This window comes from Acetivibrio clariflavus DSM 19732 (assembly GCF_000237085.1).
Lineage (GTDB): Bacteria > Bacillota > Clostridia > Acetivibrionales > Acetivibrionaceae > Acetivibrio > Acetivibrio clariflavus.
On record NC_016627.1, the window covers coordinates 3,126,203 to 3,147,027 of the forward strand.

Annotated in this window: 17 protein-coding genes and 1 pseudogene; all 18 read right to left on the reverse strand. The window is 36.3% G+C overall.

Going from position 1 to position 20,825, the window contains the following annotated elements; translation table 11 throughout:
• Positions 1–42: 42 nt before the first annotated feature.
• Positions 43–255 (reverse strand): annotated as a pseudogene (locus tag CLOCL_RS23815) (IS66 family transposase); the annotation flags it as partial.
• Between the two features lie 35 nt (positions 256–290).
• A complete protein-coding gene (locus CLOCL_RS13125) occupies positions 291–959 on the reverse strand; it encodes an IS66 family transposase zinc-finger binding domain-containing protein (protein WP_420805112.1) in 669 nt (222 codons plus the stop codon).
• A 63-nt stretch (positions 960–1,022) separates the two neighbouring features.
• Positions 1,023–1,376 (reverse strand): IS66 family insertion sequence element accessory protein TnpB, encoded by a 354-nt coding sequence (tnpB, locus tag CLOCL_RS13130; RefSeq protein WP_014255800.1) that lies wholly within the window; start codon positions 1,374–1,376, stop codon positions 1,023–1,025.
• A complete protein-coding gene (gene tnpA, locus CLOCL_RS13135; protein WP_014255801.1) occupies positions 1,373–1,726 on the reverse strand; it encodes an IS66 family insertion sequence element accessory protein TnpA in 354 nt (117 codons plus the stop codon). Before tnpA (CLOCL_RS13135) ends, tnpB (CLOCL_RS13130) begins: the two co-directional genes overlap by 4 nt.
• A 260-nt stretch (positions 1,727–1,986) precedes the next feature.
• Positions 1,987–2,499, reverse strand: coding sequence for a hypothetical protein (locus CLOCL_RS13140; RefSeq protein ID WP_014255802.1), 513 nt, complete (start codon positions 2,497–2,499; stop codon positions 1,987–1,989).
• Between the two features lie 246 nt (positions 2,500–2,745).
• A complete protein-coding gene (locus CLOCL_RS13145) occupies positions 2,746–3,030 on the reverse strand; it encodes a hypothetical protein (RefSeq protein WP_014254763.1) in 285 nt (94 codons plus the stop codon).
• Entirely contained in the window at positions 3,027–4,631 is a 1,605-nt protein-coding gene (gene tnpC, locus CLOCL_RS13150) for an IS66 family transposase (RefSeq protein WP_014255803.1), read from the reverse strand. The genes CLOCL_RS13145 and tnpC (CLOCL_RS13150) overlap by 4 nt, the downstream gene beginning before the upstream one ends.
• Before the next feature lie 63 nt (positions 4,632–4,694).
• Entirely contained in the window at positions 4,695–5,048 is a 354-nt protein-coding gene (tnpB, locus tag CLOCL_RS13155; protein ID WP_014254765.1) for an IS66 family insertion sequence element accessory protein TnpB, read from the reverse strand.
• Complete coding sequence (gene tnpA / locus CLOCL_RS13160; RefSeq protein ID WP_014255804.1) at positions 5,045–5,398, reverse strand: IS66 family insertion sequence element accessory protein TnpA; 354 nt, start codon at positions 5,396–5,398, stop codon at positions 5,045–5,047. The genes tnpB (CLOCL_RS13155) and tnpA (CLOCL_RS13160) overlap by 4 nt, the downstream gene beginning before the upstream one ends.
• Positions 5,399–5,592: 194 nt before the next feature.
• Complete coding sequence (locus CLOCL_RS13165; protein WP_014255805.1) at positions 5,593–6,162, reverse strand: imm11 family protein; 570 nt, start codon at positions 6,160–6,162, stop codon at positions 5,593–5,595.
• A gap of 12 nt (positions 6,163–6,174) precedes the next feature.
• The gene (locus CLOCL_RS13170) at positions 6,175–8,370 is read right to left on the reverse strand and encodes a polymorphic toxin-type HINT domain-containing protein (protein WP_014255806.1); all 2,196 of its coding nucleotides are present in this window, start codon (positions 8,368–8,370) and stop codon (positions 6,175–6,177) included.
• An 83-nt stretch (positions 8,371–8,453) separates the two neighbouring features.
• The gene (locus tag CLOCL_RS13175; RefSeq protein ID WP_041715166.1) at positions 8,454–9,335 is read right to left on the reverse strand and encodes an RHS repeat protein; all 882 of its coding nucleotides are present in this window, start codon (positions 9,333–9,335) and stop codon (positions 8,454–8,456) included.
• 339 nt (positions 9,336–9,674) lie between these two features.
• Complete coding sequence (locus CLOCL_RS13180) at positions 9,675–11,612, reverse strand: RHS repeat domain-containing protein (RefSeq protein WP_041715168.1); 1,938 nt, start codon at positions 11,610–11,612, stop codon at positions 9,675–9,677.
• A 114-nt stretch (positions 11,613–11,726) separates the two neighbouring features.
• Complete coding sequence (locus CLOCL_RS22595; protein ID WP_169313366.1) at positions 11,727–11,933, reverse strand: hypothetical protein; 207 nt, start codon at positions 11,931–11,933, stop codon at positions 11,727–11,729.
• A gap of 75 nt (positions 11,934–12,008) precedes the next feature.
• On the reverse strand, positions 12,009–13,613 hold the full coding sequence (gene tnpC, locus CLOCL_RS13185; protein WP_014255808.1) for an IS66 family transposase: 1,605 nt from the start codon (positions 13,611–13,613) through the stop codon (positions 12,009–12,011).
• A 63-nt stretch (positions 13,614–13,676) separates the two neighbouring features.
• Positions 13,677–14,381, reverse strand: coding sequence for an IS66 family insertion sequence element accessory protein TnpB (gene tnpB, locus CLOCL_RS23820; RefSeq protein WP_014255809.1), 705 nt, complete (start codon positions 14,379–14,381; stop codon positions 13,677–13,679).
• Positions 14,382–14,517: 136 nt separating this feature from the next.
• Positions 14,518–14,913 carry a hypothetical protein gene (locus tag CLOCL_RS13200; protein WP_014255499.1) on the reverse strand — a complete coding sequence of 132 codons (396 nt, stop codon included), beginning with the start codon at positions 14,911–14,913 and terminating at the stop codon, positions 14,518–14,520.
• Position 14,914: 1 nt separating this feature from the next.
• Positions 14,915–20,491, reverse strand: a complete 5,577-nt coding sequence (locus CLOCL_RS13205; RefSeq protein WP_014255810.1) for a polymorphic toxin-type HINT domain-containing protein — start codon at positions 20,489–20,491, stop codon at positions 14,915–14,917.
• Positions 20,492–20,825: the final 334 nt, after the last annotated feature.

The following is a 20,825-nucleotide window of genomic DNA, read 5'->3' on the forward strand; positions in this document are numbered from 1 at the left end:
ACCTTAGTAGGTATTTTCATGCTACCAGGCAGAAAATCAGTAAGTTTCAACTAGGCTGTAATACACCGCGCTCGCTCTCGCACCACCTGGCGTATTACTGAAAAGCCAATTCTTCCGTCCGATTACGAAAGGCTTTATACTTCGCTCTGCACGGTTATTTGATATCTCCAATCGTCCATCCAGTATATACCTCTCAAGATATTTTCGCTGGGACTGCGCATATTGTACTGCTTTACCCAGATGGGTTTTGGGTAGTACCTTTAATTTTTTTATCCAATCATAAAATTCATCTATGATAGGCTTTGATTATTTGACATTGTCTGCCTTGATATCTCAATGCCATTTTGTTTCCATTCCTGCTCCTGACGATATAAGGGAGACCCCATCATGAATTTTTGTGTAGCTATATGGGCAATTGTCTCAGGTGATGCAAAACTTCCCTTTATGACCGGTTCCGGTATATCTGCCTTTACAATGGGAGTATGGTCTGAAGTTTCTTCACAGTTCCGGCATGAATAAACATGCCTAATATGACGCACTATTACCGCTTTTGCCGGAATAATCTTCAACTCATCACGAGTTTCCTTTCCCATTGTATGCAATTCACTACCGCATTCCAGGCAAATACATTCCTTTTCGGGTAACTTGTGCTCTATTACCTCCACCGGTAAATCTTCAGGAAGTTTATCTGTTGTTATACGTGTTCTCTTACAGTAATGAACTTTTACTTCTATCCTTTCTTGCTCGGTAATAGCTAAATTATGAGTCTCTTCCTCTTCGTTAAAAAGATTGATTTGTTCAATCTTTGTTTGTTCACTGGATACACCGAATTGTTTATGCTTTGAAAGGCGTATTTGTTCCATAAACCATTGGACTTGTTGTTCCAATTCAGCTATCCTTCGTTCCTTTTCTTCAATTATATTAAGTAATTTTTCTACTGAAATTTCTTGTCTATTCATAGGATAATATTACCATAAAAATTACATTAAATCCAGCTTTTTGATTCTTTTTTGAATTTCTTCTTACGAAATTTGACGCTCTAAAACTTCCTTTCTCCTGAGCTTTTTCTCTAATCTGGCACTATCAATAAGACAAGCTAATTCGTTTACATCAAGAAGCATTGTGGTTGAATCTTCTTCTGTTGGCCAGCGAAATCGCCCTCGTTCTAGCCTCTTAAAGTACAGCCAAAACCCATCTCCATCCCATTCAAGGATTTTTATCCTGTTTCTCCCTCTGTTACAGAACACAAACAGTACATTCATAAACGGATCAAGTGAGAAACTTTCTTGTACCAGTGTTATTAATCCGTTGATAGATTTCCTCATATCCGTATATCTTCCGCAAAGATACACTGGTTTTTCATTCCATCTTATCATAACGACATCAACACCTGGCAAACTTTTTTTAACAATTCTAAGTCTGTTTCCGTGTTTACAATGACATTACAGCCATTAATTTTAATTTCCAGTGTAGCTTTTGCAGGGGACACCGGTTTCGATGCAAGTTGCATCCATCCACTTGGTACTTCGGCTTTGGGTTCTTTTACTTCTTCAACTACTGTACACTTTGCTTCACTAACTTTTTTCTGCCAATAATAGTATGTAGCTTTGCTTACTCCATTCGTTCGGCAAAACTCTTTGATACTTTGCCCACTTTCAAGCCGGTTTTGTATTAATTGTGCCCACCTAGATAATTGTTGTTCAGTTGTTACTTTTTCCATGTCCATACAATCACTCCGTTTATTCTTTTTTACAGTGATTGTACCAACTACGCAACCATTCTACTATGTGATGATCTATTTGACGGTTACAAATCTTTAAAATGGAGCTGTCTTTTTTAGGTTACGTGCTGTGTTCCATCGCTTACAATTAAAAATGTATCCATTTATCTTATTTGTTATATTATAACATTTTGTTTTGCCTGATGTAATTTTTGCAACTTGCAACCGACAGTCAAAACCTTCGATTACACTCTTGATTTTTGACATTATCCAAAAACCTTAACCATAACTTCTTTGTTTTCAATGACAACTGCTTCCCCAGTTTCACCATCAACTTTAACTACCGCTAATGTTTCTGGCATTGGGTTTGTAAGGTCTTCTTCCAAACCACACGTAATTGGAATTTCAGGGTAAAGATAAATATCAAATATCCATTCCTTACCTTTTTGTGAATAGCCAACCCCAATTCTTTTCTCCAAACCAACAGGTATTGTGTAAGTAGATAGGAATTGTTTGAATGTGCTTTTGGCTATATCCTCAGCCTTTTTACTATCTATTAATCTTATTTTGCCAGATACTACAGCTGCTTTAATATCTATTTCTTCTTCACATTTTTTCTTTGCTTCTTCAATTGTCCTAGCCTCACATATAATACGTTTATAATCTGCTACGGAATAAAAGACAGGAGTGCTTTTATCATCATCAATTTTATATATCTGTATCTTGGCAGTTTTATTATCAAACTTGTATGTATAGGTTTCTATTAGAGTTTTGTTCACTATAACACCTCACTCATTCATATGTTCATATGTTTTTATAATCATTGTCCTGGTAGCCAATCCGACCAGTCTTTGCCAAAAGTTTGAGAACGACCAACAGAGTTAAAAATTCTACTTTTCGTAAGCGTCAAACAGGCCCGCACATGAATGACACAATCATTAATAAAAATGGTTGGAAAAGTTCTGTAAATCGATAAAACTTTTTCAACCAAAACTTAATCTTTAATTTTTACAACCTATGTGCATCTAAATTAAGTTGGGTCTCTTTTCGCCTAACCATTCATTGAAAGCATTAGCAATTTCCATCCTGAACTCTTCATCTGACAAACCAGGAGAAGTTCCGAGTTCATATGCTCGATCTACAGTATGAGCAAATTTGTCCGCTAATTCACTGTTCTCATACTCCATATGGGGAAAATGCTCTATTACATATGCAGAATAATCCAAATCAAAAAAATAACGTTCTATTTCGCCATTAATAAAATCCGTGATAAATTTAATCATAAATATCGTATGTTTTCCAACTCTCATTCGTCTTCCTCCCACGCATATTTCTCAAGCTCTGTTCTTTTGGATTGCGGTATAAACACCTTAGCAGGTATTTTCACGCTGCCGGGCAGAAAATCTGCAAACGAGCTCACATAACCAGGCTTTCCAAGATTGGGAGCTTGAGTAAATATCCACGACAAATATTCAAAAGGATTCAATCCATTCTCTTTTGCTGTTTCAACTAGGCTGTAGTACACCGCGCTCGCTCTCGCACCACTTGGCGTATTACTGAAAAGCCAGTTCTTGCGTCCGATTACGAAAGGCTTTATACTTCGCTCTGCACGGTTATTTGATATCTCCAATCGTCCATTCAGCATATACCTCTCAAGATATTTTCGCTGGTACTGAGCATATTGTACTGCTTTACCCAGATGGGTTTTGGGAAGTACATTTAATTTTCTTATCCAATCATAAAATTCATCTATGATAGGCTTTGATTGCTTTTCTCGTTCTTTTAACCGGTTTTCCGGGCATAGCAATGCAAACTGTTTCTCCAAATGAAACAGTTTATCGCAATATGCTACTCCCTTTGCAGCATTAGACATTGCTTGCTTCTCTTTGGGCAGGGCTTCCATTGCGTCAAAAAACTTTCGCCGTACATGGGCCCAACAACCTACTACAGTTATTTTTTCGGGCAATTTGTAATACACGCTATATCCGTCTGCATGTAAGTATCCACTAAATTCTTTTAGAAATTCCTCCGGATGTATATGTTTTCTGTCCGGCTGGTAGTCATAAAGTATTATCTGATGTTTTGCCTCCCCGCTCGTTCGGTACAGCCACATGTAACTCTTCGACTGTGCCGCCTTCCCTGGTTCTTTTAGCACCTGTACCACTGTTTCATCTGCATGCAGTACCTCATGCTCACACAGCCGTTTCTTCATCTCCTCATATATCGGTTCCAGCCAATTCTCACAGGCTTTTATCAACCAATTTGACATTGTCTGCCTTGATATCTCAATGCCATTTTGTTTCCATTCCTGCTCCTGACGATATAAGGGAGAACCCATCATGAATTTTTGCGTCGCTATATGGGCAATTGTCTCGGGTGATGCAAAGCTTCCTTTTATGACCGGTTCAGGTGTATCTGCCTTTACAATCGGTGTATGGTCGGATGTTTTCTCACAATTCCTGCATGAATATACATGTCTAATATGACGCACTATTACCGCTTTAGCAGGTATAATCTTCAACTCATCACGGGTTTCTTTTCCCATTGTATGTAACCCACTACCGCACTCCGGACAAATACATTCCTTTTCGGGTAACTTGTGCTCAATTACCTCCACTGGTAAGTCTTCCGGAAGCTTATCTGTTGTCAGACGAGTTCTCTTACGGTAATAAGCTTTTACTTCTATCTTTTGTGGCTCGGAAATAGCTAAATTGTGAGTCTCTTCCTCTTCGTTAAAAAGATTGATTTGTTCAATCTTTGTTTGTTCACTGGATACACCGAATTGTTTACGCTTTGAAAGGCGTATTTGTTCCATAAACCATTGGACTTGTTGTTCCAATTCAGCTATCCTTCGTTCTTTTTCTTCAATTATATTAAGTAATTTTTCTACTGAAATTTCTTGTCTATTCATAGGATAATTTTACTATAAAAATTACATTAAATCCAGCTTTTTGATGCTTTTTAAGGAATTTCTTTATGAAATTTGACGCTCTAAAACCTCCTTTCGGCTAAGCTTTTTTTCCAATCTTGCACTGTCGATAAGGCAAGCTAATTCTTTTACATCAAGAAGCATTGTGGTTGAATCTTCTTCTGTTGGCCAGCGAAATCGACCTCGTTCCAATCGCTTAAAGTATAGCCAAAACCCATCTCCATCCCATTCAAGGATTTTTATCCTGTTTCTATTTCTGTTACAGAACACAAACAGTGCATTCATAAACGGATCAAGTGAAAAGCTTTCTTGTACCAGTGTTATTAATCCGTTGATGGATTTCCTCATATCCGTATATCTACAGCAAAGATACACTGGTTTTTCATTCCATCTTATCATAACGCCATCAACACCTGGCAAACTTTTTTTAACAATTCTAAGTCTGTTTCCGTGTTTACAATGACATTACAGCCATTAATTTTAATTTCCAGTGTAGCTTTTGCAGGGGACACCGGTTTCGATGCAAGTTGCATCCATCCACTTGGTACTTCGGCTTTGGGTTCTTTTACTTCTTCAACTACTGTACACTTTGCTTCACTAACTTTTTTCTGCCAATAGTAGTATGTGGCTTTGCTTACTCCATTCGTTCGGCAAAATTCTGTGATATTTTGCCCACTTTCAAGCCGGGTTTGAATTAATTCCGCCCACTTAGATAATTGTTGTTCAGAAGTTACTTTTTGTTTCTCCATACAACCACTCCATTTAATTGTTTTTACAGTGATTGTATCAACTATGCAATCATTCTACTATGTGACGATCTATTTGACGCTTACTAATATTTTAACATTATTAATATTACAAACAATCATTTCAATTCCATGCATCTCAAGAAATAGTATAGTGCTAAGTCAATCAAACTGTTCCTTTATATTCCTGTCTTCCCTTACACAACTTTAACCTCCAAATAATCGCATCCAGTAATTCCATTCTTCTCCATAGCTTTCTTAAGCTTTTCTGATATAAAAATCGACATATAATGGTCTTTAAGCCTAAATAAATCGATATCTTTAATCATACTTCCCTTTATAGCATATTTTTGAACAGAAATCATTTTTTCATTTTCATCAATTTCATGAACACTATATTTCGAATTTTCTAAATCAAGTGCATCAACAATATTGCATATATTGACCAAATACAAATCTAATACTTCTGACTCATCTTTACTTCTTGCCCTTATAGGTAAATACTGAATTTTATTATTTTTCATGCTTTCAATAATACTTTTTAATTTATCAGTGACAATAAACCAACTTAAATCATTTGGAACATAGTCAGTAATTACTCTCTTATTACCATTATCATAATTCACTTTAATATCAACATTCCAATCACAGAATTCGATTCCTTTTTCAGCTTCATACCTATCAAATGAAAGGGTTTTTTCGTCAATTTCTAAAAAAATCGAATTATCTTCATGTTCATAATCATATAGCAACTTATAATATTTCATGATAACCTCCTATTATTCCCAGAAGCTTTTTGTAAGCATATCTGGATTTTTTAATACTTCATTCTTTACACTTTCAAAAAGTTTCAAGAATATGTTAGTATCACCTTTCGCAATAGAATCAATGCGTTTAATTTCATTAAGCATATAATCATGATATGCATTTGGATGTCTCCCTTGGTGTTGCATTGCTGCTTTGTTCCAACTGCCATCAAGATCTAATCCATACTTTTTGGTTATTTTCTCAATCTGTGCTGTATATGTACTACTCTTATTTGTCAGGAAGTGATGAGTCTGTGTTGGCTTAGCAGTACTACTCGTTCCCTGGTTACCAACTCCCGCATTAGACTTATTAGACTTAAAACTAAATTTAAGAGGACACTTTTTACTACCGGCATTATGTACAAGAACATTGTTCTCTGATACCAAATATGTATGCCAGTCTTCTACCTCAAAGTTATACGTTTTTACAGGCTCTTCCAGTCTCTCTCGGCGAATTTCTTTTATTTCCAGTACTTCCCCTGAGTAGAGCTTAACTTTATCTCCCTCTAAAAGATTTCCGGCTTCTACCCAACCTTTTCCTTCAACCCAGAATGGATGTGGTGCGGTAGATTTTATCTGTGAATATCCTACATATATATGAATCAACTCATATGTCTCATTCACAAATAGCTGTTTAACCGTTTTTAGTCCTTTTTCGCCTGTATCGACATTTACTGAATATACTTGGTCTCCAACCTTTATGTCTTCTATCCGTTTATGTCCGTCTTTTGTATACACAAGTGTATCGGCAGTAAAGCACATTCCTAATTCTGGATGCTTACATTCTCTCTTTACAATTGACTGAACTTTTGTCTTAACTCCGCTAAGCTTGTTAAGAACCTTGCTCTTCACACTGTTGGCTTTTTTCAGTACATTTTGACCAAAAGCAGTCTTAGCAAGCTTATTCATTCCCTTCTTGGTAAGGTTCCCTGCAAGTTTGCCTGCTCCCATGGTTACTAAATCTGTTGCACCTGCAAATAATGCTTCCTTTACATCAACCTTACCTTTTGATATATATTGCCCTACTGCATTTCCAACTACTGATCCTGCTGCACTTGCTGCTGCAGCTGCTATGAACGATGCTCCTCCTGTTGCTGCCCCTATTGCTCCGGTTATTGCTCCTTCTGCAAACGATCCGGCATATTCTCTCCAGCTTTTATTAAACTTTCCGTCTTCCATAAAGTCTGATACAGCTGTTATTGCAGTGTTTACTAATCCTCCGATTAAAGCTCCGGCAGCTATATGCAACCAATGACCGTTAGGATCATCATATGTTATTGGGTCATTCTGGCAGTATGTATAGAGGTTCAAACTAAGTGGATCGTTGTACTCTCCGGTATATGTATCTTCCGAAATAAATCTTGCTATTTTCGGGTCATAATATCTTGATCTTAGGTAATAATATCCTGTATCGTCATCATAATAGTAACCTGAGTACTTATACGGATTCGGTTTGCTTTCCAGTTGATATAATATGTTTCCAAATATATCATAATCATACTCATTTACTGTATTGGCTGCACCATCTACAAGCTTTACAACATCCGCATGTCCATTGTACAGATAATACAGAGTATCGGAATCTCCCTTTATCTTACGGGCAATCAGGTTGACTCCCTGGATATTATGGCTTTCTAATCCATCGCTTCTTACTTCAAGCAATATACTCTGTCCATCGTAGTAATACTTTGTGGTTACTCCGTCTACTGTTTTTTCAACTCTTAATCCGAAAGCATCATATTTACTTGTCGATGTACTGTCCTGTGTCTTTGCAACTTTTAACTGATTAAACCCATCAAACGTATATTCAGATACGTTTATTACATCCCCTGGCTCTGTTGCAGCTACCTTTATCTGATTACCATTTCCGTCATAGGTGTATACAGTAGTAATATTCGAACCATTACGCACTTCTAAAACATCTGTCAAACGGTTTGATCTATCGTAATGATATGTCAATTTTGAACTTACATCATTTAATGCGTCTTCAACCGTTTGTTCCTTTCGATTACCTGCTCCATCATAGGCGTAAGTTGTTGTTCTTCCACCCGGTTCGACTACTGTTTTTATTCTACCTAAGTTATCGTATTCAAAGCTTGTTTTTCCTTTTGGTTCAATCTTTGCTGTCTGCAAGCTGTTTTCATCATACTCATATTCATAGATATCCACTGATGAACCTACTTGATTGACAAGCTTTATCAATACGTTTCTTGCATCGTACTCATAGGTAGTCAATACATTATTCGGTAGCTTTAACGACTTTCTGTTTCCATTTTGGTGTAAGCATAAGTTGTAGTTCCATCTTTAGTTGTAACCGTCTTCATTCGATTCATTTCATCGAATAAATACGTTGTTACATTACCTGAAGGATCTTTTATTTCCTTTATATTACCTTCTTCATCATATTCATACTCTACTGTCTTTCCGTCAGGTAATACTTTATTATCCAGCAGATTCAGTTCATTATAATTATATATGGTTTCTCCCGTTTCATCTACTGTTCTAACTACATTTCCTAAAGCATCGTAGTATGTTTCTCTTACATCTTTAACTACTTTTTCTACTCCGTTTTCTTTTACTTTACGTGTTACAGTGTGGATTTCAACATTGTCATATTCATCATATGTGTATATATGTACCTGACCGTTCCTATCGGTTTTCTGCAGCAGCCTTCCAAACAAGTCATACTCATCATATGTTTCTGCTCTATCTTCTCCATCCAGCATTTTTTCCAGTCGGTACATCTTGTCATATGAATATGTATTCTTTCTAACTCCGTCAACTGTAACGGTCTTAATATTGCCAATTACATCATAGGTATAACTTGTAATCTCTCCTTCTGTACTTATAACTGTTTTTAGCCTGTCAAAATCATCATATTCATAGGTTGTCTTTAGGCGGTATACAGTCTCGCCTTTACTGTTAATTATCGGATGAACATTACTTTCCGAACTGTCATGCTCCTTCCAGTCGGTTACCCATACCTGATTTCCAACTGCGTCATAACCGTAATAACGGGTATTGTACATTGGGTTGGTTTCAGCAACTAACCTTCCAAGTTCGTCATACTCAAATATTGTTGAATTCATTTCTGCGTCGGTAGCTATCTTTTTATTACCGGCTTCATCATACAAAATGGCGCTAACAACTTCTTGTTTTACTCCATTCTCATCGGTATACCATGTTGTTGTTTTTATAACCTGGTTAAGCTTATTATACCTGTACTCAGTCTTATTATTTCTTCTGTCAATTTTCTCAATTACATTTCCTACGGAATCAAATACTGCTTCCGAATAATTAATTCTTGTAGCATCTATTACTTTTATTATGTTGTTTAATCCGTCGTATTCATAGGATGTAACATTACCTCTTGCATTCTTTTACAGATTTAAGGTTACCTACTTCATCATACTCCTGTATTGTTTTATCTCCATTGTTTGTTTCTAATTTTTATTCTCATTCGACCTAAAGCATCATTCTTTATTACTATTGGTCGGTATTTTTGTTGAGGTTAGGTAGTCCTTCTCTGTCATAACTTCATATTTTACTGTTTTTCCGTCCTCAACAACGCTTTCATAGTTATACGAATAAGTGACGATTTTCTCCATGCTGTTGCCGTTTTTATCTTTAAGTCCTAAACCATCTACTTCTTTCGTAATCCTATTGAGAGCATCATATTCATACTCTATAATTTTTCCGTTAGGATCTATCTCCCTGTACGGATTATCATTTTCATCATATAAATACTCATAAACTGCCTCTTTTTCCTCTCCGTCTTCATTGTATTGAATTCTCTCTTTCCACTTTCTGTCCAGTTCGTCATAATCTATAAAGGTAACTCTGTTCTTCGCATCTGTTATCTTTATAACATTGCCATTTGCATCATACTCATATGTAGTTGTGTTATTTAATGGATCTATTACCTCAGTGACTCTGTTAAGCTCGTCATATTTGTATATAGTTGTAAACCCTCTTTTATCCGTTTCCGTTACCTTATTTCCTGCTTCATCATATGTATATGAAACTCTGTAGCCTTCTGCATCATATATTTGAACAGGTCTGTTGTTTCTGTCATATACTGTTTCTGTTACCAAATCTTCTTTCGGATAGTCCGGTCTGTCAGCAGCGAACCTTTCTTCTATCACAAAAGTCTTGTTACCTACATTATCATAAATGCTCTCGGTTCTCTTCAGTATTTTGCGCTCATTAGTTTGTGGGAATATCTCTTCAACTATAATTCTGTCGTTTTTGTCATAAGTATACTTGGTAGTATATCCTCTTGCATTGGTTACCTTTTGCAACCTTCCTGCAGCATCATACTCCTCATATGTACTGTTCCCTAAAGTGTCTATGATTTGAGTTCGGTTATTGTACAGATCATCATACTTGTACTCAGTAACTTTAAATTCTATAAGCTCACTATTCGGGTCTTTCTGGTCTACTCTTTTCTTCTCTGTTACAGTTTTAACCAGTCCCTTAATCTTTATGCCTGATTCATTTGTATAGTAGTCATATATCAACTCATTTCCTAAAGGATCAATTTCCTTAACTAATAGAGCACCTTTTGGACCGTACTTTCCTTCATTATCATAAACATAGGTTGTTGTATTACCCTTCTTATCTGTTTTTGATATCAGATTATGCTTATAAACAGGGTCATAAACCATTGAAGTTGTCTGTTTCAACGGGTCTACTGTACCTACAAGATTATTGTTTTCATCATATTCATTGGTTGTAGCATTGCCCCTCTTATCATACATTGTTTCTTTAATCTTAAGTCTCTTATCTTTTCCAGCTTCCAAATATTTTGTATATGCTTTGGTATTCGGATCTTTATTGTCTTCGAGAGTTCTTATGTCTACATCCGGTATTACTTCCCACTTATTAGAACCAGGGTCATAATAGGAATACTCATATACAACTTTATTACCTAATGCATCTACCTCTTCAACTACTCTCATATCAAGGTTGAATCTAACCCTTGATTCGTTACCTCTAGCATCTATAATGTATCTCTCGTTTGTAGCGTCACTGTATACCTGGTATGTAACATTTCCCTCTGCATCATATTGACGTACAATACGACCAAATACATCATAATCAATTTTCACTGCAGTATTGTTATTTGCATCTATTACTTTTACAATCCGGTCATTAGAATCATATTCGTATGTAGTTTCTTTCAATTCGCTGTCAATTACTTTCGTCAAAAGCCCATTGGAGTAGTTATATTTAACTGACCTATTGGTTAAAGGATCTTCTATACTTTCAACCTTACCATTGGCATTAAACGTAAAGTCTAACTTTCTGCCTACATCATCAATTACATAATCAATTTGTCCTTTACTATCATATATTATTCTAAGAGCATTACCTACTCTGTCCTCCAGCCTTATTAAAGTAAGCGTCAAACAGGCCCGCACATGAATGACACAATCATTAATAAAAATGGTTGGAAAAGTTTTGTAAATCGATAAAACTTTTCAACCAAAACTTAATCTTTAATTTTTACAACCTATGTGCATCTAAATTAAGTTGGGTCTCTTTTCGCCTAACCATTCATTGAAAGCATTAGCAATTTCCATCCTGAACTCTTCATCTGACAAACCAGGAGAAGTTCCGAGTTCATATGCTCGATCTACAGTATGAGCAAATTTGTCCGCTAATTCACTGTTCTCATACTCCATATGGGGAAAATGCTCTATTACATATGCAGAATAATCCAAATACAAAAAAATAACGTTCTATTTCGCCATTAATAAAATCCGTGATAAATTTAATCATAAATATCGTATGTTTTCCAACTCTCATTCGTCTTCCTCCCACGCATATTTCTCAAGCTCTGTTCTTTTGGATTGCGGTATAAACACCTTAGCAGGTATTTTCACGCTGCCGGGCAGAAAATCTGCAAACGAGCTCACATAACCAGGCTTTCCAAGATTGGGAGCTTGAGTAAATATCCACGACAAATATTCAAAAGGATTCAATCCATTCTCTTTTGCTGTTTCAACTAGGCTGTAGTACACCGCGCTCGCTCTCGCACCACTTGGCGTATTACTGAAAAGCCAGTTCTTGCGTCCGATTACGAAAGGCTTTATACTTCGCTCTGCACGGTTATTTGATATCTCCAATCGTCCATTCAGCATATACCTCTCAAGATATTTTCGCTGGTACTGAGCATATTGTACTGCTTTACCCAGATGGGTTTTGGGAAGTACATTTAATTTTCTTATCCAATCATAAAATTCATCTATGATAGGCTTTGATTGCTTTTCTCGTTCTTCTAACCGGTTTTCCGGGCATAGCAATGCAAACTGTTTCTCCAAATGAAACAGTTTATCGCAATATGCTACTCCCTTTGCAGCATTAGACATTGCTTGCTTTTCTTTGGGCAGGGCTTCCATTGCGTCAAAAAACTTTCGCCGTACATGGGCCCAACAACCTACTACAGTTATTTTTTCGGGCAACTTGTAATACCCGCTATATCCGTCTGCATGCAAATATCCCGAAAACCCTTTTAGAAATTCTTCCGGATGTATATGCTTTCTGTCCGACTGGTAGTCATAAAGTATTATCTGATGTCTTGTATCCCCGCTCGTTCGGTACAGCCACATGTAACTCTTTGACTGTGCCGCCTTCCCTGGCTCTTTTAGCACCTGCATGACTGTTTCATCTGCATGCAGTACCTCATGCTCACACAGCCGTTTCTTCATTTCCTCATATATCGGTTCCAACCAGTCCTCACAGGCTTTTATCAACCAATTTGACATCGTCTGCCTTGATATCTCAATGCCATTTTGTTTCCATTCCTGCTCCTGACGATATAAGGGAGAACCCATCATGAATTTTTGCGTCGCTATATGGGCAATTGTCTCGGGTGATGCAAAGCTTCCCTTTATGACCGGTTCCGGTATCTCTGCCTTCACAATCGGTGTATGGTCGGATGTTTTCTCACAATTCCTGCATGAATATACATGTCTAATATGACGCACTATTACCGCTTTAGCAGGTATAATCTTCAACTCATCACGGGTTTCTTTTCCCATTGTATGTAACCCACTACCGCACTCCGGACAAATACATTCCTTTTCGGGTAACTTGTGTTCAATTACCTCCACTGGTAAGTCTTCCGGAAGCTTATCTGTTGTCAGACGAGTTCTCTTACGGTAATAAGCTTTTACTTCTATCTTTTGTGGCTCGGAAATAGCTAAATTGTGAGTCTCTTCCTCTTCGTTAAAAAGATTGATTTGCTCAATCTTTGTTTGTTCACTGGATACACCGAATTGTTTACGCTTTGAAAGGCGCATTTGTTCCATAAACCATTGGACTTGTTGTTCCAATTCAGCTATCCTTCGTTCTTTTTCTTCAATTATATTAAGTAATTTTTCTACTGAAATTTCTTGTCTATTCATAGGATAATTTTACTATAAAAATTACATTAAATCCAGCTTTTTGATGGTTTTTAAGGAATTTCTTTATGAAATTTGACGCTCTAAAACCTCCTTTCGGCTAAGCTTTTTTTCCAATCTTGCACTGTCGATAAGGCAAGCTAATTCTTTTACATCAAGAAGCATTGTGGTTGAATCTTCTTCTGTTGGCCAGCGAAATCGACCTCGTTCCAATCGCTTAAAGTATAGCCAAAACCCATCTCCATCCCATTCAAGGATTTTTATCCTGTTTCTATTTCTGTTACAGAACACAAACAGTGCATTCATAAACGGATCAAGTGAAAAGCTTTCTTGTACCAGTGTTATTAATCCGTTGATGGATTTCCTCATATCCGTATATCTACAGCAAAGATACACTGGTTTTTCATTCCATCTTATCATTAACGCCATCAACACCTGGCAAACTTTTTTTAACAATTCTAAGTCTGTTTCCGTGTTTACAATGACATTACAGCCATTAATTTTAATTTCCAGTGTAGCTTTTGCAGGGGACACCGGTTTCGATGCAAGTTGCATCCATCCACTTGGTACTTCGGCTTTGGGTTCTTTTACTTCTTCAACTACTGTACACTTTGCTTCACTAACTTTTTTCTGCCAATAGTAGTATGTGGCTTTGCTTACTCCATTCGTTCGGCAAAACTCTTTGATACTTTGCCCACTTTCAAGCCGGTTTTGTATTAATTGTGCCCACCTAGATAATTGTTGTTCAGTTGTTACTTTTTCCATGTCCATACAACCACTCCGTTTAATCTTTTTTACAGTGATTGTACCAACTACGCAACCATTCTACTATGTGATGATCTATTTGACGGTTACTTTAAATTTATAAAGAAAGCCGAGATTACTCTCGGCCTGTCTAAAAAAGTAGCTATCCATTCCTATAACCAGTTATTTTTAATTCATATCCTTTGGCAACTATACTATACACATAATCGTAAGTAGATAGGATGTAGTGTTTATAACTTTTCTCATCTAACCCTAGTTCGATAAGTAATTTAGAATCATGTATTTCATCAAAACTGGACTCAATTTCCCAATTACATATTTCAAGTTCTCTGCATTCAAAGGCTTGAATCTGATAAAAACTGAGTTCATATGCAAGCCACCTATGCCCAAAAGGATTATTTTCACAAAGATCCCCATTTATTTCTCCGCTAAAAGTTAATCTATTTGGAGAAAAACATTGTTTAACGCTATCTAGATAAATGCAGTCACGTCCGTCTAATTTGCCCAACTCTGTAACTATAGAATTGTTTTTACTCATATTACCACCTCACTTCTGGCATCTTACCACCATTAATTGTTGTGAATCGTTTTACTGTGGCAAAATTTTGTATTTCTTCAGGTGTTGCCCAACGAGTATTGACCTTTACCTTTGCCTTCCTAGCCGCATAAAGTCGTCTATTGTCCAAAGTAAATACCGTGTGTTTTCCAACATTTTGTGAAGCCAACTTTTGTTGTACATCTGCCGGAAGATCTTTGTATTTCACTATTCGAATTGGTTCCATTTTTTCTGCATAACTTGGGTCATTTTTAAGTCTGTAAATAGTATCTTTTATATTCGTACCATCCGAAAACTTTGAGTCAATACTTTTCTGACTAAAATTAATAGTTCTTGAATCTCGTAGCTTTGATTTTACATTATTATTTCCCGCATTAGACTTATTAGACTTAAAACTAAATTTAAGAGGACACTTTTTACTACCGGCATTATGTACAAGAACGTTGTTCTCTGATACCAAGTATGTATGCCAGTCTTCTACTTCGAAGTTATAAGTCTTTACAGGCTCTTCCAGTCTCTCTCGGCGAATTTCTTTTATTTCCAGTACTTCCCCTGAGTAGAGCTTAACTTTATCTCCCTCTAAAAGATTTCCGGCTTCTACCCAACCTTTTCCTTCAACCCAGAATGGATGTGGTGCGGTAGATTTTATCTGTGAATATCCTACATATATATGAATCAACTCATATGTCTCATTCACAAATAGCTGTTTAACCGTTTTTAGTCCTTTTTCGCCTGTATCGACATTTACTGAATATACTTGGTCTCCAACCTTTATGTCTTCTATCCGTTTATGTCCGTCTTTTGTATACACAAGTGTATCGGCAGTAAAGCACATTCCTAATTCTGGATGCTTACATTCTCTCTTTACAATTGACTGAACTTTTGTCTTAACTCCGCTAATCTTGTTAAGAACCTTGCTCTTCACACTGTTGGCTTTTTTCAGTACATTTTCACCAACAGCAGTCTTAGCGAACTTATTCATACCCTTCTTTGTAAGGTTTCCTGCAAGTTTCCCTGCTCCCATGGTTACTAAATCTGTTGCACCTGCAAATAATGCTTCCTTTACATCCACCTTACCTTTTGATATATATTGCCCTACTGCATTTCCAACTACTGATCCTGCTGCACTTGCTGCTGCAGCTGCTATGAACGATGCTCCTCCTGTTGCTGCCCCTATTGCTCCGGTTATTGCTCCTTCTGCAAACGATCCGGCATATTCTCTCCAGCTTTTATTAAACTTTCCGTCTTCCATAAAGTCTGATACAGCTGTTATTGCAGTGTTTACCAATCCTCCGATTAAAGCTCCGGCAGCTATATGCAACCAATGACCGTTAGGATCATCATATGTAATCGGGTCATTCTGGCAGTATGTATACAGGTTCAAACTAAGTGGATCGTTGTACTCTCCGGTATATGTATCTTCCGAAATAAATCTTGCTATTTTCGGATCATAATATCTTGATCTTAGGTAATAATATCCTGTATCGTCATCATAATAGTAACCTGAGTACTTATACGGATTCGGTTTGCTTTCCAGTTGATATAATATGTTTCCAAATATATCATAATCATACTCATTTACTGTATTGGCTGCACCATCTACAAGCTTTACAACATCCGCATGTCCATTGTACAGATAATACAGAGTATCGGAATCTCCCTTTATCTTACGGGCAATCAGGTTGACTCCCTGGATATTATGGCTTTCTAATCCATCGCTTCTTACTTCAAGCAATATACTCTGTCCATCGTAGTAATACTTTGTGGTTACTCCGTCTACTGTTTTTTCAACTCTTAATCCGAAAGCATCATATTTACTTGTCGATGTACTGTCCTGTGTCTTTGCAACTTTTAACTGATTAAACCCATCAAACGTATATTCAGATACGTTTATTACATCCCCTGGCTCTGTTGCAGCTACCTTTATCTGATTACCATTTCCGTCATAGGTGTATACAGTAGTAATATTCGAACCATTACGTACTTCTAAAACATCTGTCAAACGGTTTGATCTATCGTAATGATATGTCAATTTTGAACTTACATCATTTAATGCGTCTTCAACCGTTTGTTCCTTTCGATTACCTGCTCCATCATAGGCGTAAGTTGTTGTTCTTCCACCCGGTTCGACTACTGTTTTTATTCTACCTAAGTTATCGTATTCAAAGCTTGTTTTTCCTTTTGGTTCAATCTTTGCTGTCTGCAAGCTGTTTTCATCATACTCATATTCATAGATATCCACTGATGAACCTACTTGATTGACAAGCTTTATCAATACGTTTCTTGCATCGTACTCATAGGTAGTCAATACATTATTCGGTAGCTTTAACGACTTTCTGTTTCCATTTTTGGTGTAAGCATAAGTTGTAGTTCCATCTTTAGTTGTAACCGTCTTCATTCGATTCATTTCATCGAATAAATACGTTGTTACATTACCTGAAGGATCTTTTATTTCCTTTATATTACCTTCTTCATCATATTCATACTCTACTGTCTTTCCGTCAGGTAATACTTTATTATCCAGCAGATTCAGTTCATTATAATTATATATGGTTTCTCCCGTTTCATCTACTGTTCTAACTACATTTCCTAAAGCATCGTAGTATGTTTCTCTTACATCTTTAACTACTTTTTCTACTCCGTTTTCTTTTACTTTACGTGTTACAGTGTGGATTTCAACATTGTCATATTCATCATATGTGTATATATGTACCTGACCGTTCCTATCGGTTTTCTGCAGCAGCCTTCCAAACAAGTCATACTCATCATATGTTTCTGCTCTATCTTCTCCATCCAGCATTTTTTCCAGTCGGTACATCTTGTCATATGAATATGTATTCTTTCTAACTCCGTCAACTGTAACGGTCTTAATATTGCCAATTACATCATAGGTATAACTTGTAATCTCTCCTTCTGTACTTATAACTGTTTTTAGCCTGTCAAAATCATCATATTCATAGGTTGTCTTTAGGCGGTATACAGTCTCGCCTTTACTGTTAATTATCGGATGAACATTACTTTCCGAACTGTCATGCTCCTTCCAGTCGGTTACCCATACCTGATTTCCAACTGCGTCATAACCGTAATAACGGGTATTGTACATTGGGTTGGTTTCAGCAACTAACCTTCCAAGTTCGTCATACTCAAATATTGTTGAATTCATTTCTGCGTCGGTAGCTATCTTTTTATTACCGGCTTCATCATACAAAATGGCGCTAACAACTTCTTGTTTTACTCCATTCTCATCGGTATACCATGTTGTTGTTTTTATAACTTGGTTAAGCTTATTATACCTGTACTCAGTCTTATTATTTCTTCTGTCAATTTTCTCAATTACATTTCCTACGGAATCAAATACTGCTTCCGAATAATTAATTCTTGTAGCATCTATTACTTTTATTATGTTGTTTAATCCGTCGTATTCATAGGATGTAACATTACCTCTTGCATCTTTTACAGATTTAAGGTTACCTACTTCATCATACTCCTGTATTGTTTTATCTCCATTGTTTGTTTCAATTTTTATTCTCATTCGACCTAAAGCATCATTCTTTATTACTATTGGTCGGATTTTTGTTGAGGTTAGGTAGTCCTTCTCTGTCATAACTTCATATTTTACTGTTTTTCCGTCCTCAACAACGCTTTCATAGTTATACGAATAAGTGACGATTTTCTCCATGCTGTTGCCGTTTTTATCTTTAAGTCCTAAACCATCTACTTCTTTCGTAATCCTATTGAGAGCATCATATTCATACTCTATAATTTTTCCGTTAGGATCTATCTCCCTGTACGGATTATCATTTTCATCATATAAATACTCATAAACTGCCTCTTTTTCCTCTCCGTCTTCATTGTATTGAATTCTCTCTTTCCACTTTCTGTCCAGTTCGTCATAATCTATAAAGGTAACTCTGTTCTTCGCATCTGTTATCTTTATAACATTGCCATTTGCATCATACTCATATGTAGTTGTGTTATTTAATGGATCTATTACCTCAGTGACTCTGTTAAGCTCGTCATATTTGTATATAGTTGTAAACCCTCTTTTATCCGTTTCCGTTACCTTATTTCCTGCTTCATCATATGTATATGAAACTCTGTAGCCTTCTGCATCATATATTTGAACAGGTCTGTTGTTTCTGTCATATACTGTTTCTGTTACCAAATCTTCTTTCGGATAGTCCGGTCTGTCAGCAGCGAACCTTTCTTCTATCACAAAAGTCTTGTTACCTACATTATCATAAATGCTCTCGGTTCTCTTCAGTATTTTGCGCTCATTAGTTTGTGGGAATATCTCTTCAACTATAATTCTGTCGTTTTTGTCATAAGTATACTTGGTAGTATATCCTCTTGCATTGGTTACCTTTTGCAACCTTCCTGCAGCATCATACTCCTCATATGTACTGTTCCCTAAAGTGTCTATGATTTGAGTTCGGTTATTGTACAGATCATCATACTTGTACTCAGTAACTTTAAATTCTATAAGCTCACTATTCGGGTCTTTCTGGTCTACTCTTTTCTTCTCTGTTACAGTTTTAACCAGTCCCTTAATCTTTATGCCTGATTCATTTGTATAGTAGTCATATATCAACTCATTTCCTAAAGGATCAATTTCCTTAACTAATAGAGCACCTTTTGGACCGTACTTTCCTTCATTATCATAAACATAGGTTGTTGTATTACCCTTCTTATCTGTTTTTGATATCAGATTATGCTTATAAACAGGGTCATAAACCATTGAAGTTGTCTGTTTCAACGGGTCTACTGTACCTACAAGATTATTGTTTTCATCATATTCATTGGTTGTAGCATTGCCCCTCTTATCATACATTGTTTCTTTAATCTTAAGTCTCTTATCTTTTCCAGCTTCCAAATATTTTGTATATGCTTTGGTATTCGGATCTTTATTGTCTTCGAGAGTTCTTATGTCTACATCCGGTATTACTTCCCACTTATTAGAACCAGGGTCATAATAGGAATACTCATATACAACTTTATTACCTAATGCATCTACCTCTTCAACTACTCTCATATCAAGGTTGAATCTAACCCTTGATTCGTTACCTCTAGCATCTATAATGTATCTCTCGTTTGTAGCGTCACTGTATACCTGGTATGTAACATTTCCCTCTGCATCATATTGACGTACAATACGACCAAATACATCATAATCAATTTTCACTGCAGTATTGTTATTTGCATCTATTACTTTTACAATCCGGTCATTAGAATCATATTCGTATGTAGTTTCTTTCAATTCGCTGTCAATTACTTTCGTCAAAAGCCCATTGGAGTAGTTATATTTAACTGACCTATTGGTTAAAGGATCTTCTATACTTTCAACCTTACCATTGGCATTAAACGTAAAGTCTAACTTTCTGCCTACATCATCAATTACATAATCAATTTGTCCTTTACTATCATATATTATTCTAAGAGCATTACCTACTCTGTCCTCCAGCCTTATTAAACGCTTGGTGGATACGTCAAATACGTATTTTGACATGTCATCACTAGTTACAATGTAAGCGTCAAACAGGCCCGCACATGAATGACACAATCATTAATAAAAATGGTTGGAAAAGTTCTGTAAATCGATAAAACTTTTTCAACCAAAAAGGGAATGTAAGTAATTTTGTGTATCATAATTTATGTAATCCTTCTTTAGCAAGTAAATTTTAGTTGACAAGGTTTACAGAATATTGTTTTTTATTGCCTTTTCATTATATATTATTGCCGGATTTGTTAAGTTTTATACATAAACTTGATTAAATCTGGCAATAATCATTTATAATGGTCAGTATTAGCCTTTTAAACCTATATTTTTAATTTTGTGAGGTCTAGCCCATCCGGCGATGAGGATGAGCCCTTGAGGGCGGTGGGGGTGAATGCTC